This is a genomic window from Sporofaciens sp. St.21A7, assembly GCF_059728535.1.
The window spans coordinates 236,125-250,358 of the sequence record NZ_BAAGFN010000001.1 but is presented as its reverse complement, the minus strand read 5'-3'; the positions used below and the strand labels follow the sequence as shown (position 1 = coordinate 250,358).

The following is a 14,234-nucleotide window of genomic DNA, read 5'->3' as shown; positions in this document are numbered from 1 at the left end:
TATGTACAGAGCAGTTTGCCGCTGTTACGCCGTTTTCTGCAAGTGTCTCTGTGTTACATTTCCATCTCTGAATGGGTGGGCGATATACATCCCCACATATTTTTCAACAATTTCATCAAAGGTCGATTGAGGCTCCACCGCTTTGGCTTTTCATTTTTAAGAGCCATAGTTATCTCCTTTTAGCCGCCCCCATTCTTTTTTGATTCTCTTAATTCCTTAAAAAATGTTTTCATCATCTGGCTGCATGCATCTCCCAATACCCCTGTCTCAAGCTCGGCCTGATGGTTAAACTCTTCCATCTGCAGCAGGTTCAGTATCGAACCGGCACACCCCGCCTTAGGATTCATGCATCCCACGACGACCCGCGACATTCTGGACTGAACGATAGCGCCGGAACACATCTGACAGGGTTCCAAAGTCACATACATCGTACAGCCCTCCAGCCGCCAGTCTCCCATCTTCTTACTCGCTTTTCGGATTGCAATCAGCTCTGCGTGAGCTAAAGTATTCTTATCTGTTGTCCGCCGGTTATATCCCCGGCCTATGATTTTGTCCTCATACACAATCACACAGCCAATCGGGACCTCCCCGATTGCGTACGCTTTCTTTGCCTGCCGGATTGCCTCTTTCATGTACTTCTCATCAATATTAACCTTCTGCATGCTGTTCTCCATCCATACCGGCGTCTCGCCGGAAATGCCGCTTATTGTGTTCTCAACATTCTCTTAATCGGCCTGCACCAGTACCCAAATTGCTCCTGGCTGCTCTTCTCATCATCCGTCAAATCCATATCCGTATCCTTGTGTGGGATAAACTCGGAAAAGCCAAACGAGCTTGCCGCCTTTGCCTCCTGCGGGTGATAGATTCCCGGCACGCCGAGCCTGTATCTTTCTCCGTCATCAATGATAGCAAGATGATGGTAATTATAGTATCCATGTAAGAGAAAACTATTGTTCGCCCACTTCCACTCGCATCTGGGCAGTCTTGCCATGTCATTTCGCTGAATCTTCGTACATCGGAAATGTTCTTGGGGCATGGGCTCCCTTGTATCCCCGCAAATGTTCTCGATAGGTTCTACCGTCATCTCCTGACCAAATTCAACATCTGCATCGGATTGCGGGAACATGCCTCCTCCTTGAGCAGCCCCTTCTACGCCTGATTCCCTTACACTTGGTTCGATTGGCTCCTCTCTGACAGGCGTCTTCTCCACAGGTACGCCCGCATGCATGGCATGTTCTGGCATGGCCGGAATATCCCGCATGCCCATGTCATCCTGCATCCTCCCCTGACCTTGCATTGCATTTCCGCCCATTGAATCTATATTCTGCACCGGACTGCTTCCTTGTATGGGGTTCATCTGACGCATAGGATTTCTTTCCGGTACAGGGCTCATTTGGCCCATAGAATTTTCTCCCCGTACGGGGTTCATTTGACGCGCCGGTCTTCTTCCAAACATCGGATTCATTTGCTGTTCCGACATCCCTTCCGGCTCTGGCTCTTCCTCTGCAGACGTCCCTCCCGGCTCTGATTCCTCCTGCGCTGACATCCCTCCCGAGACCGTCTCCTCCGGCATAACCTCATTTCCAAGTACAGCATTTTCCTGTCCCGCTGGTTCGCCGCTTTGCTCAGACTCATTAAGCCCCTGCATTCCTTCGCCCTGCGCAGGTTCTTCCTCTTGCATCTCCTCCTGCGGCAAAGCATGCTCCACCAAAATTCCCTCTTCCGGCACGGCATCCTCCACAGGCATCTCTTCCTTTTGTACGTTATCCGGCCTCAACACCCGCATACGTCCCACGTCAATCACCGTATCATTCCATACTGCCGCATACTTCCGCCCTGTCTCACTCTCCAGAATAATCCCGTTAATTTTCTGGAAATTCTCCGGCACAATCACGTCCTCTTTCGTATAAAACAACCGGTAATTAATGGCCGGGGCCACATTGTCCACCGTTCCCTGCCAAATCCCCGCACACCCGCCGTCCTCATCAAAGAACAGATACAAATCAAGTTTGCGCTCTCCCTTCATATGCAGCCCTTTGCCATGAATACTCAGAGTGCAGTCCTCATCCTTCTGTTCTACTTTAACAAATCCCACATTACGCAGTCTTTTTCCCTGTTCATATTCATACAGATAACGAATAAAACGCTTCAATCCATCACTTCCAATCCTGGTCTTTTTATCACAATCTATTCCCCAGGATAGGAAAAAATACCTTGTCCTTATAAAATTGCTTTCAATTCCTGATATAAGCGTTTCGCATAACTATCCGTCATTCCGCAAATGTAATCCGTCGCCAAAAGCAGCCTCAAATACAGCCTCTCCACCTCCGGCTTACCCTTGGCCTGATAATGGTACGCCCTCTTATAATTGCTCGAAATAAATGAAACCATACGCTCGCTGACAGAATCCATTTCCTGCATCTCATCGTCATATTTTACGACCGCATTCATGAACATATCCATCAAAAAGTCAATCATCGCTCCTTCCGCCACCTCCATCCGGTAAATGGCATCCGACGTAAATACCTCGCGAAACGCCAGATTTCCCAACAAATCCATAAGCGGCGCGGCGGATGTCTGGTAGAACAAATCCTGCCCGTAACGCCCCTCCATGATTGCCTGATAATTCTTGGTAAACCCGTAAGTTGCGCTGCCAATCAAAAATCCTTGAACTCTCACAATCCAGTTCTTGACCGCATATTCTTCCGGCTCATCCACCTGCTTCTCCTTTCCGGAAAGGTACAACGCCCGAAGCTTCTCTGCCGGCCTAAAATCTGCCATGACGTCGCCGGGATATGCCTCCTCAAGCCTTACCATCTCTTCTAAAAGCTTATGGTAACTTAAAAATCCCTTCACAAATGCATCCTCAATATCCGCCGTCTTGTATGCAATATCGTCCGCCGCTTCCAGAATAAAAGTCAACGGATGCCGTTTCCCGTTCGTTCCGGTCTCTCGCGATATTTCTTCAAAAATATCTTTGTCAGCATAATAGTATCCCATTTTCTTGTCTTTAATATTACCGGAAAATTCATCAATGCCAATAGACGCCACCGGGTACTTCATGATTGTTGAAAGCAATGCATAAGTAAGGTTCATTCCATTTTCGTCTACAAGAAAATGTAACTTGCTGACCAGCCGCAATGCCTGGGCATTTCCCTCAAAATGATAGAAATCCTCCCGCATCTGCGGCGTAAGCACATGGTCAATAGTTTTCCCATGATACTCCATGACAGGAAGATTCCTCCGGAACCAATCCCGGATAGCGTCCTCCCCAAAATGACCGAAAGGCGGATTACCGATATCATGAATCAATCCCGCACACTGCAGAATATTGCAGATATCCTCCTTCATCTGCGGGGTGAAACTATTATCTTTCTTATGCACCAAAATATTTTCCCCTATATTCTGCCCCAAGGATTTTGCAAAAGAAGACACTTCCATGGAGTGGGTAAGCCGCGTCCTTATAAAATCACTGCGGTCCAGCGGAAACACCTGCGTCTTATCCTGCAAACGCCGAAATGACGCACTGCCGATGATACGGTGGTAGTCCTTCTCAAATTCGCTTCGCAAATCTACGTTCTGCCCGTCCCGATGCCTACGGTTCTTACGTTTTCTCTTTGTTGACAATAATTGTTCCCAATTCACGGTATCTCTCCTAATCCAGATAGATTGGCGGGTCGTAATCCTTCCCTAAAAGCTGTTTCTTGCGCTCCTGATATCCCAAGAACGCCCACTCTGTCATGTCTGTCCACTGATGGTTCGCCCGGTCGTAAACCTGCACATAGCCAATCCGGGACGGATGCATCCGCACGCTGTTGGTTTCATATTCCTTTCCGGTATATGGATTCATGTCTCCTTTGTCTTCCTCGTCCTCCTGAAGCTCCTCTTCCTGAACCATTTCCTCCGGATAACCGACATTTAGATATTCTTCCTCATATCTATCGCCTGAATATTGGTTTTCTGAATATCCATTTTCCGAATACCCGCCAACATACGCTCTTGCAGAATATTCACTTTCCAGACCGTCTTCTCCATAGGATTCAACTGAAAATTCTCCTGAAAAATGGCTTCTCTCATATCCGCCTTCTATATATTCACCGCCGGAGTAGCTTTCTCCGTATATTCTGCCGCCTTCCATTTGGCCGCCTTCTGGATCATTTTCCTTCAGATACCCGTTCTTCAACGCTCCATCCTGTGACTCTCTTTGGCCTTGCCCGCCAACGCCTGGTTCTCTTCCGCTATCAGCAGTTTCCTTCTCTGTCCGGGACTGCTCTCTTCCAAGTTTCTTGAACCGCTGCTTTAGATACGCCCTCCAGCCATGGGGCTTTTCTTCCTGCACCGGCTCCTTTTTCTCTGTCTTTTCCAAAGATTCTATCTCTTGCAGCAATTCTTCTACATGCCCGCTTTCCGGCTCGCCTAGATATTCCGCTCTATTCCCTTCTCCATAATCTTCCGAATATCCCGTATACACCCGTTCGCCATGGCTTTCCGGAAAGATTGCCTGTGTCCTGCCTCCATATTCTTCCGATTGTTCCTGCACACCAGCATATAACTGCCCGTCTGATTCACCAGCCCCCTTTATCCTTACCTTCTCATCCGGATAGTCAGCTCCTCTTCCCTGAGGATTCCCTTCTGAAAGACCGGCTTGGCTTCCCTGTACATGTTCTCCTAAATGTCCTTCCTTGCTTTCCTGCCCGGTTTCTCCTAAATGTCCTTCCTTGCTTTCCTGCCCGGTTTCCTTTATGTATCCCGTCTTACTTTCCTGGGAACGCTCCCCTATATGGCTTGCAACACTTCCTTGCGGGCGTCCTTCCAAATGTCCCGCTTCATTGTCTTGTGGGTGCTCTCCTACATGGCTTGCAACACTTCCTTGTGAATATCCTTCCAAATGTCCCTCTCTGCTTTCCTGCGGATGCACCTCGTTATGCCCCGCCTCATTCCCTTGCGGATGCTCGTCCGGATCATGTGCCGAATTTCCATGTTCATCCCCTTCTTTCGGGATGTCCCTGATATCCCGCTCTACAGCCGGCGCTTTGCCATTCCCCGCAAACTCTTTCTCCGCTTTGGCTTCTCCTGCCGCCTTCTGCATCAACGCATCCAGTTCCTCATGGATATCCACCAATTCCCCAATAGTTATGTCCCTCTCATGTGTCTGGACGTGGGACTCTTTTGGTTTCACTTTTCCTTCCGGCTGCTCTTTTTCTCCGCCTTCGCCAGACGCCGCCTTGTCGGATACCTCCTTTTCTGCCGCCGCCTCTTTCGGTTCCGCCAAGTCTTTTCCCTCAGACTGCCCCGCCCCACTTGCCGCGAAAGCCTCTGTCCCTGCACTCTGCCCTGTCTGCGTCTCGCTCTCTGCTATCGTTCTTTCATCCAGAATATTCAACTGAAACGGACACCCCAGAATTTCTGCAATCATCCGCATATCCCGCTCCTGAAAATTATCCCGCCCAAGCCTCTGTGTCAGATTCTGGCGGGACATCTTCTTCCCGGTACGCGCCTCTACCTTCCTTGCGAGTTCCTTAATCGTCATATCCTTACGGCTCAAGATAATCTTGACCTGCTCTCCAAACGTTAAATCCTGCATTCCTCGTCCTCCTTAACGAACCAGACTTTTGCCAATCTATTGTAAACTCTTTTGTTGTCAGGTAAACCAAAACTTTTCCCTTTGCTTATTCTAACAAATACTTAAAATCCAGTCAATAAAACTTCCCAACACTCTTAAAGTTTCTTCCTGTTCTTCCGATATATTTGTATAAGGAGGATTTTCACATGCGATTAAATTTTTCACCAACATTACAGATTAACAATCTTTTTCAATCATATCAGATAAACCGAAGCGCAGCCAACAAGGTTGGCGGTAAGGCAGAATCCTCTGAGGAAGAACGGCGCGATACATTTACTCTGTCTTCAAGAGGAAAAGGCGCGAATATGATTAACAACCTTATGAAGCAGAAGATGGAGATTACCGACCGCAAAAATTCTCTGATTGCCTCTACAATCGAGAAAGGGGCTTCTATGGAGACTATCAAGACACAATTAGAAGCCTACGACGAGCAGCTTGAGAATATCGATGTACAGATTACACAGGCGATGGCCAGGGAGCTCGAAAAGAAAGAAGACAAGGAGAACGCCGACGATACCCCTAAGACAAAGGAAGAACTGGAGAACGAACGCATGACTGATATCGTGACTTTGTCCGGCGACGTACAGAATGTTGATATGCTGGATTCGGTCAAGACGAAGGTAGATCGCAGGATTACGATTCTGGAGTCCGAGATTTCCCTTGACACCGGGCGGTTAATCGATTCCGATTTCAAGAAGGAAGAACTGTCTGAACTGAAAAAGAAATCCGCCTTACTTGCATCCGATATCGGTTCTAGGATGGCAGAGATTGCGGAAGAGATTGAAGAAGATAAGGAAAAAACGCCGGAGGAAGAGAGCGGCACGGAGGATACGGCAGTACCCGAACAAGAGAGCTGACAAGCCCGGTCAAATAGCAAGCCGGAATCAAACATGAGCAATAACTTTCCGGCTTGCTATATAATAATTAGTCTATTTCCTATCCAATGGTAATAATTCAAAAAACGGATTGGTAACGGCATATCGTACCCCTTTTGCCGCACACTGCCGAAGAACTGTTTTGAATTCAATAATTTTATTGGACGCAATATGGTCATCCACATCAATAACAATCCAAAATTCATCCTCCAAATGCTTATCAAACTCATATATATGGTCGTTTTCTTTTTTGAATGTCTCCAGCCTTTCTAGAACATATTGAGGACTCGATTTATTTTGCTCATTCCATTGTGCCTGTGTCCGTTCTGACCGGGGAATTTTCAAAAAATCTTTTCTAGCAGATACAAGACATATTTGACTTGAAATGTCCGAAAATACTTTTTCTGATAAAATTTGAAAATATTCTTCCTCTGTTATAGAACCTTCACAAGAAAAAAATATGATTTTTGAGCTACGAGGACGTTTCTCCCGTTTTGGGCATGGTATCATCGGTGTTCTGGTCGATAACTTCATTTATCAAATCCCCCTTTAATTACAGGAACAGCCCCAAACCGTCCTGCTAAGTAACTTTTAACGTTTGAATATCCGTCCACCATATCAGAGGGTATCGTATAATCCGAAAATGGTTTCAAATAACTTTCTCCCAGTTTATTTTTTTCTAAAAACCATATTTCATCTTGAGCTAAATCTTCTAAACTAATCAGATTAATATCATGAGCAGTGAAGATTAACTGATTTTTATGTTCTTTTGCAATAAAATCATTAATAAATGTTCTTGTTAATTTTGTATGCAGACATCGGTCTATCTCGTCTATAAAATACACCGAAGCTTTTGCAGTAAGACCAAAAAGAATAGGCAGTAAATCCAGCAGTCTTTGAGTTCCGTCCGATTCTTCATCCTTATGAAACGGAAAAGTTTTTCCTGCTAAAGAATGCTCCAATATCATTTCGCACAGCATTGGTTCTCCGTTTTCTTCGTTAAAAATGAACAGACGACCATTAATATTAACCAATCCTTCTCGTTTTTCTGTAATCTCATCTATTATTTGCTGCGGGATATCCATATCTTTTAACAAATTCGTCAATTGTACTTTTTTTGTTTGAGCAAATATCCTATCAATGCCCGTATCATAATTCACTAATTTAGACGATAAAAATCTGGCAAAATTCTCGTTTTGCATTAATCTCATTTCAAGCATGTGTACCCGAGAGGACGGGAAAATAATCTGAATATTGTAAAACCATTCCATTATATTTTCCGCAATCGAAAAACCATTTTCTGATAATTTGTATAGGAATAACTGATTACGTTGATTCTTTTTTATAGTTTCTTTCAGTAATTCGGCAAGAAATCTTTTTTTGCTATTCTTTTTGCCCAAATATCGAGAGAGTTCTATGGATGTCACATCATTATCATCGGTCATTCTCTGGAAAATCGGCTCAAATGTAGATTTCCCCAATATCATCAGCCATTCCGCGTCTACCCGATATTCATCTACAGTCCGGGAACTTTTGAAGACTCCTAACACATTATTTGACGATTTAAGCAAAAAACTCTCAGAATATCCGGAATTAAAAGAAATGATATACCACATTTTATTCCATGGGAGAAAATTTGCCTATGAAGCGGAGAACCATCGCATCCAAATCGGAAAAATGTTTGGTTTCCTAAAAGAAGAGAAAGGAATTGTCAGCATTTCCAATAGAATTTTTGAAATGAAACTATACAATCTTCTAATCTCCGAAAATGAAACTGACAGCAAAATGTTCACAGCCGCAGAAATGGAAAAGAACCTGTTTATCAAAGGTGGAATCCTCCACATGGAGCTTGTGATGGAAAAATTCTGTGAATTTTTTGAAGAAATCTATGGCGGCGCAAACGACAGATTTATTGAAGAAAACGGAAGACGGATATTCCTGATGTTTTTACGTCCTATTATTAACGGAAGCGGGAACTACTATATAGAATCCCGAACGCGGAACTTAAAACGGACAGATATTATTATCGATTATCGAGGGCTTCAAAGCATTATCGAAGTAAAAATCTGGCATGGACAAGAATATAACCGACGGGGCGAACAACAACTGTTGGAATATCTGGAATACTATCATCTGAAAAAGGGATATATGCTTAGTTTTAATTTTAATAAGAGCAAACAGACGGGAATACGGCAAATTATATTAGAAGACAAGCTGTTGGTCGAGGCAGTTGTTTAGACATGACATCGACAGGGCTGCCGTCCCAAGGCAATTCATTTCACCTTAGCGCAGCAGCCCTGCCGGTTATCAGAAAGGCTGTCAGAGCCTCATCTTCTCATTCAATTCCCGTACCGTCTCCGCCTCTAATTTTAATACCTCCCGGTCATACGTCAGAATCCCGTTCGTCTCTTCCTCCACATCCGACAGCTGCGTATACACAGTAGCCGATAAGCCTCTTGGGATATTCGGAAGGACTTCCCGTTCTATCCACTCCCGGTATCCTGCGGTCAACTCAGATTTCTTCCGGTAAATCCGATACCCGTAGACCTTCCGGAACATATGATGCCCCGGGACACACAGAGAATACCCTCCAAACTCCGTAAGCGCCGTCGCTCGCCTCTCAGCCTTTACATACAATGGAAAGAAATAATCATGGATACTCCTGATATCCCCTCCCCCTTGGTCAAACCAGCCGCTCGCCTGGTCAATCAGCCTTGTTCCGTCCGATTCCCTCGCGATCTGCGTCACTGTTTCCCCATGGAACTGACCCCATCCTTCATTGAAAATCACCCATGTCACAATAGACGGATGGCCATACAAGACCCGAATCGTCTCGCGCATCTCCGCTACGAACTGCCGCCTCCCCTTCTCGTCCTTTCTCCCAAGAAGCCACAGTGCACAATCATGCATCCGCAGATGAAAATATTCCATAGCAGTAGCCAGATATGTCACATACCATGACTGGTAACTCCTGCCCCCGTTCACCATGTCCTGCCACACCAGCATCCCAATCCTGTCACAGTGATAATACCAACGCTGGGGTTCAATTTTCACATGCTTCCTCAGCATATTAAACCCAAGCTCCTTCATCCTGCGGATATCAGAAACCATCGCCTCGTCACAGGGCGGAGTATATAATCCCTCCGGCCAGTACCCCTGGTCCAGCACCCCGCGCTGGAAATAAGGGCTGTTATTCAAAAATATCCTCGGGATGCCCTTTGCATCCTTCTCCACACTGACCTTGCGCATAGCAGCATAACTTCTTACCAAATCTTCGCCGGCTTGAATCTCAATATCATAGAGAAATGGATCCTCCGGGCTCCAGCTATGCATATCCGGCACCGGAACCCGGACATCCTCCCCCGCATGCCCTTCTATCTGTATCGGCTGCATTTCTCCGGACGACAATGTAATTACAATTTGTCTTGACACCTCTGGTTTGATTCCGCTGCCATCCTGCTGCCTTGATGCCTTCCATGTCCCCGCAAGACCCACCCTGACGCAAAATGCCGACTCATCATACAACGGCGTCACTCTAAGCTCTCCAATATATACATCGGGCACCAGCTCCATCCAGACCGTCTGCCAAATACCGCTCTGCGCCGTATAGAACATGCCTCCTCTTTTTAATTTCTGTTTTCCCCGGCTGTAATAGAACGCATCGCTGTAGTCCCTGACCTGTACCGTCAGTTCATTCCCCGTTTCCTTCAAAAAATCCGTTACATCCACCGAAAACGGCAGATAACCGCCAAGATGTCGTTTGGCTGCTCTCCCGTTGACAGACACCACAGCATACTGATCCACTGCGCCAAAATGCAGAATCCACCGCATTTTGCCCACAGGACATACCTCGTCCGGCAACGCCCTGTGATACCATAATGTTTCCTGGGGCTTTAACTGTCTCCCCACCCCCGAAAGAGGAGCCTCCGGGGAAAAGGGCACCAAAATACGCCCGTCATACTTCCGTAGTTCTTCCCCCTCCCCCGTAATCCCATAATCCCAATAACCATTTAGGTTCACATAACTCTCTCTTTGAAGGAGCGGCCGCGGATATTCCATAAGAACATGTTCCCGGTCAATCCGCTTCCCCCACCTTGTTTCCAACTGCTTTCCTTTCATACGACGCCTCCTGCCGCTTTTCCAACACTGTATTTGCCTTTTATCTATAACCGCAGGACATGAAGCCGGCTGTCAATCTCCTGATCCGTCGTACAGACCGCAATCCTGGCGTTGACTGCCTCTTTTGCATACTCTTTATAAATATAATCCTCCGGGTACTCCTCGGGTCTTTGCAGCAGCACAGGCTCATCTCCCTGATCCCACCCAATCTCAAAGGAACGCATGTCCATCGCCATCCCCTGTCTGGTCGCCTTCATAAAGCTCTCCTTCAATACCCAGTACCGATAGAACATGCGTACCCGTTCTTCTCCCTCCTTCCTCATAATATGCTCATACTCACTCTGGCAGAAAAAACGTTTCGCCACAGGCTGCCGGAATTCTTTAATCTCTTCCAGGTCACACCCCACCTTAACCTCCGGCTGGTCGCTGAACGCACAGAGCGCATAACCTCCCGAGTGGGACAAATTGAACACAGCGTCTTCCCCAAGTGCGTACTGTGCCCTCACCCGTCTCCAGAGGCTCCATACCCCTGCGCTCTCCGCCCTGCCCTTCGCAAAGCAGTACTTGTCTGCTTTTTTCCTGCGCCAGCCCGGCAATTCCTGATAATACTGCCGATATACGCTCTCCTCCATTAAGGGCGTAATATCTGCGAGCCATACTCTTACCATATACATCCTTCCTCTCTATGTTTCTTATTATAGCATACCTTACTGGACAAAGTCCACCCGCCCCGCAAGGGGCCAGCTTTGACGCTTAAATTTATGTTTACTTTCTTAGAGCACATTGGATTCCATTTTCTCACATCCATTTATCGTAACATCCGATTTGAGCCATAAAATCCCTACGCCCTGTTTCCGTACGTTTTTTCTTTATCGTCTATCCTTCCATCACCACCTCTCCCTAATGCTTTCTATATAAACCGTATCTGTATCTTCTGATTTATCTCTTCCTTATATTTCTCTAGCAGCAGTTCCTTCATGGATTCCATCATCCGCTTATGCTTTTGCTCCAAACTTTGCTTTACTTTCTTCCATATCCGCTCCCATGCCTCCAGGAACTGTCCGATCATATGTCCAATCTGAATCAGGTAATAATGGTTTTTCAACGCCTGGTAATTCCTGCTGTACAGATGCTCCAGATAGTATCCATGCTTCTTCTGTGCATTGAATCCCTCATTTTCAATCCTCCAGCGCATCCTTCCCCTCTCCGTCAGATCAGCCACATTTTTTCGGGTGACAGGCAGATCCGTCAGAAACCAGAATTCTTTTTGAATGATTTCTGCTCTTCCTTTTTTCTTCCCCTTTTTACTGAGTTGTTCTTGATATTCCCCGTATTCTGCCAGATTCACCTTATACCCTTTATAATCTATCTCTGTTACGTAATCATGCCATTCCTTCCCCGTCTCTCTTTTGCGTTCCTGATAATTCTTTTCTATTCCCTTCAATTTCCGGTATTCCGTTCCGATTGTTGGGATACTCCCTTCCTTATAACGCAGAATATATTTCCAATTTTTTCTCTTGCATCTCTTAAAAAAACCTTCACAGGCATACAGGCTGTCACCGCACAGGCAGATTGGCAACCTTGGAAATGCCTTTTTCAGCTTCTCCATCAAACGCCAGCACGCTTTCCTTTCACAATCCTGCTTCTCTATCTCCTTCCCATCTTCATTGTCTACGAATTCTGTTTGGATACTGATGAGGATTTTCGGGTGTAATACCAGTTTCGCCTCCAACACATAATAATAATTCTCCTGGTACTCCTTTCCCGTCCCTTTGTTATGAATCCGGTGCAGACTCTTCCCGTCCAATTCCCCACGGCTACTGCAAAGCTGCGTCCCGTCTATGATTACCTGCCAGTATTTTCCCCTGATACGCATATCTTCAAATACCCGGCTGCGCAACCATCTGCGGCATAGACAATTGATCACATCCTGCAGATTTTTCGGCTCCAGTTTTTCCAGATACCGGTTGATGGTTTCCCAATAAGGCAATTCATCCACTACAGCTTCTTCTTTGCACAAGCTCCAGACATTTTTTATCATGATCTCCGAATTGAATTCTTCACTTGTTTTCCGCATACTACTGATGTAAAATAGAGAAGAAAGAATACGGGTCATAAGAAGTATCACACCCGGATAGGTAATATAACTCTGATTCCGGGGATCTGGTAATTGTTTTAACAATGACAAAAGATCTGGAAAATGGTGTCGGATCAGCTTGGCTAATTCGCAGGCAAGATGAAACTGTTCCAGGTGTTCCCTAGCTTCTTTTCTTGTGATTTTTATTCTCGCTTCATGGTAAAACCTCCTCTCTTTTATGGGTACTGCGAAAAAATAGTTTGTCGTTAATTCTATTATCTCGTATTTCCCCGTAAAATGGGAGGTTTTTTTACGAAAATTTTTTAAGCGTCAAAGCTGGCAAGGGGCATGTATTACGGAATGCCCTTTGGGTATATATTCTTAAAAAATGCGGAAAAAGTGTTGACAACCAGATTTTGATGCGGTAGTATAAAATTTAGTTTTAGTTTCACACTTTAAACAGCTAAAATTTTACAGTATAAATATTCTGACAATTATTTTACACATGGAGGATTACAGATTATGATTATTGTGCTAAAACCTCGTTCCACCCACCAAGACCTTGTCCGGGTGGAGCAGATGGTTAAAAGAAGGGGATTGGACACCCATATTGTAGAAGGTTCCGACATGACCATCATTGGGTGTATCGGGGATACCACAAGAATTGATTCCAAACTCTTTGAAGTGGACTCTGCCGTCGAAAAGGTCATGCACGTCCAGGAACCCTATAAACTGGTGAACCGGGCCTTCCACCCTGAGGATTCTTCCGTCGATGTCTCCGGCGTCAAGGTAGGCTGCGGAAACCTTGCAATGATTGCCGGTCCCTGCTCCGTCGAATCCTTTGAACAGGTGCTTGAAATTGCAAACGCAGTCAAGGCAAGCGGAGCTAACCTGCTGAGAGGCGGCGCATTCAAGCCAAGAACCAGCCCCTACTCCTTCCAAGGCTTAGGCTTGGAAGGCCTTGACATCTTATGCGCAGTAAAAAAAGAAACCGGGCTTCCCATCGTCACAGAATTAATGTCGCCGGACTATCTAGACATTTTTAATGAAAAAGTAGACTTAATCCAAATCGGTGCGCGTAACATGCAGAACTTTGACCTCCTAAAACAACTGGGACAGTTAGACCGCCCCATCCTCCTCAAGAGAGGGCTGAACGCGACCTACGAAGAATGGATTATGTCCGCAGAGTACATCATGGCTTCCGGCAATGAAAATGTCATCCTCTGTGAGCGGGGCGTCCGTACATTTGAATCCTACACAAGAAATACATTGGATCTCCAGAGCATTCCCGTTGTACGCAAGCTCACCCACCTGCCAATCATTATAGACCCGAGCCATGCAGGCGGCAAATGGTGGCTGGTAGAGCCAATGGCAAAGGCTTCCGTCGCAGCCGGGGCAGACGGACTTATGATTGAAGTACATAACAACCCTGAGTGCGCCTTATGTGACGGCGCCCAGTCGCTAAAACCAGATAAATACGGCACTTTAATCAAAGAAATCACTCAGATTGCCAAAGTAATCGGCAAGAACATTTAGGAGC

Annotated in this window: 11 protein-coding genes and 2 pseudogenes; 3 read left to right on the top strand and 10 right to left on the bottom strand. The window is 45.9% G+C overall.

Annotated elements, in window-relative coordinates; translation table 11 throughout:
• Positions 1-57: 57 nt before the first annotated feature.
• The 5 genes and pseudogenes from AC6I3O_RS01285 to AC6I3O_RS01265 form a co-directional block, all read right to left on the bottom strand.
• Positions 58-132: pseudogene (locus tag AC6I3O_RS01285) on the bottom strand (protein adenylyltransferase Fic); the annotation flags it as partial.
• 47 nt (positions 133-179) lie between these two features.
• A complete protein-coding gene (gene tadA / locus AC6I3O_RS01280; RefSeq protein WP_497849435.1) occupies positions 180-662 on the bottom strand; it encodes a tRNA adenosine(34) deaminase TadA in 483 nt (160 codons plus the stop codon).
• 41 nt (positions 663-703) lie between these two features.
• Positions 704-2,152 carry a DUF6128 domain-containing protein gene (locus AC6I3O_RS01275; protein ID WP_497849434.1) on the bottom strand — a complete coding sequence of 483 codons (1,449 nt, stop codon included), beginning with the start codon at positions 2,150-2,152 and terminating at the stop codon, positions 704-706.
• 68 nt (positions 2,153-2,220) lie between these two features.
• Entirely contained in the window at positions 2,221-3,645 is a 1,425-nt protein-coding gene (locus AC6I3O_RS01270; protein WP_497849433.1) for a deoxyguanosinetriphosphate triphosphohydrolase, read from the bottom strand.
• Positions 3,646-3,655: 10 nt separating this feature from the next.
• Positions 3,656-3,856, bottom strand: a pseudogene (locus tag AC6I3O_RS01265) (hypothetical protein); the annotation flags it as partial.
• A 1,913-nt stretch (positions 3,857-5,769) separates the two neighbouring features.
• Between AC6I3O_RS01265 and AC6I3O_RS01260 the strand changes: the two are divergent.
• Positions 5,770-6,480: a hypothetical protein gene (locus AC6I3O_RS01260; protein ID WP_497849432.1), complete on the top strand. Its 711-nt coding sequence runs from the start codon at positions 5,770-5,772 to the stop codon at positions 6,478-6,480.
• A 72-nt stretch (positions 6,481-6,552) separates the two neighbouring features.
• Here AC6I3O_RS01260 and AC6I3O_RS01255 read toward each other — a convergent pair whose 3' ends face one another.
• Both AC6I3O_RS01255 and AC6I3O_RS01250 read right to left on the bottom strand, forming a co-directional pair.
• Positions 6,553-7,032: an RloB family protein gene (locus tag AC6I3O_RS01255; RefSeq protein ID WP_497849431.1), complete on the bottom strand. Its 480-nt coding sequence runs from the start codon at positions 7,030-7,032 to the stop codon at positions 6,553-6,555.
• The gene (locus tag AC6I3O_RS01250; protein ID WP_497849430.1) at positions 7,029-7,943 is read right to left on the bottom strand and encodes an AAA family ATPase; all 915 of its coding nucleotides are present in this window, start codon (positions 7,941-7,943) and stop codon (positions 7,029-7,031) included. The genes AC6I3O_RS01255 and AC6I3O_RS01250 overlap by 4 nt, the downstream gene beginning before the upstream one ends.
• On the opposite strand from AC6I3O_RS01250, the gene AC6I3O_RS01245 reads away from it, so the two are divergent.
• Positions 7,915-8,736 carry a hypothetical protein gene (locus AC6I3O_RS01245; RefSeq protein ID WP_497849429.1) on the top strand — a complete coding sequence of 274 codons (822 nt, stop codon included), beginning with the start codon at positions 7,915-7,917 and terminating at the stop codon, positions 8,734-8,736. The two genes, AC6I3O_RS01250 and AC6I3O_RS01245, sit on opposite strands and share 29 nt — an antisense overlap.
• An 81-nt stretch (positions 8,737-8,817) precedes the next feature.
• Here the strand turns inward: AC6I3O_RS01245 and AC6I3O_RS01240 are convergent, their stop codons facing one another.
• The 3 genes from AC6I3O_RS01240 to AC6I3O_RS01230 all read right to left on the bottom strand — a co-directional run bounded on the left by AC6I3O_RS01240 (position 8,818) and on the right by AC6I3O_RS01230 (position 12,658).
• Positions 8,818-10,617, bottom strand: coding sequence for a glycoside hydrolase family 2 protein (locus AC6I3O_RS01240; protein WP_497849428.1), 1,800 nt, complete (start codon positions 10,615-10,617; stop codon positions 8,818-8,820).
• A 44-nt stretch (positions 10,618-10,661) separates the two neighbouring features.
• A complete protein-coding gene (locus AC6I3O_RS01235) occupies positions 10,662-11,285 on the bottom strand; it encodes a 4'-phosphopantetheinyl transferase family protein (RefSeq protein WP_497849427.1) in 624 nt (207 codons plus the stop codon).
• Positions 11,286-11,527: 242 nt separating this feature from the next.
• Positions 11,528-12,658, bottom strand: coding sequence for a transposase (locus AC6I3O_RS01230; protein ID WP_497849426.1), 1,131 nt, complete (start codon positions 12,656-12,658; stop codon positions 11,528-11,530).
• Positions 12,659-13,216: 558 nt separating this feature from the next.
• Between AC6I3O_RS01230 and aroF the strand changes: the two genes are divergently transcribed.
• Positions 13,217-14,230, top strand: a complete 1,014-nt coding sequence (gene aroF, locus AC6I3O_RS01225) for a 3-deoxy-7-phosphoheptulonate synthase (RefSeq protein ID WP_497849425.1) — start codon at positions 13,217-13,219, stop codon at positions 14,228-14,230.
• The last annotated feature ends 4 nt before the right edge of the window (positions 14,231-14,234 follow it).

Coding starts and splice junctions, on each gene's coding strand:
- tadA (WP_497849435.1), bottom strand. CDS start 662: ATGCAGAAGGTTAATATTGATGAGAAGTACATGAAAGAGGCAATCCGG.
- AC6I3O_RS01260 (WP_497849432.1), top strand. CDS start 5,770: ATGCGATTAAATTTTTCACCAACATTACAGATTAACAATCTTTTTCAA.
- AC6I3O_RS01255 (WP_497849431.1), bottom strand. CDS start 7,032: ATGAAGTTATCGACCAGAACACCGATGATACCATGCCCAAAACGGGAG.
- AC6I3O_RS01245 (WP_497849429.1), top strand. CDS start 7,915: ATGGATGTCACATCATTATCATCGGTCATTCTCTGGAAAATCGGCTCA.
- AC6I3O_RS01250 (WP_497849430.1), bottom strand. CDS start 7,943: ATGACCGATGATAATGATGTGACATCCATAGAACTCTCTCGATATTTG.
- AC6I3O_RS01240 (WP_497849428.1), bottom strand. CDS start 10,617: ATGAAAGGAAAGCAGTTGGAAACAAGGTGGGGGAAGCGGATTGACCGG.
- AC6I3O_RS01235 (WP_497849427.1), bottom strand. CDS start 11,285: ATGGTAAGAGTATGGCTCGCAGATATTACGCCCTTAATGGAGGAGAGC.
- AC6I3O_RS01230 (WP_497849426.1), bottom strand. CDS start 12,658: ATGATAAAAAATGTCTGGAGCTTGTGCAAAGAAGAAGCTGTAGTGGAT.
- aroF (WP_497849425.1), top strand. CDS start 13,217: ATGATTATTGTGCTAAAACCTCGTTCCACCCACCAAGACCTTGTCCGG.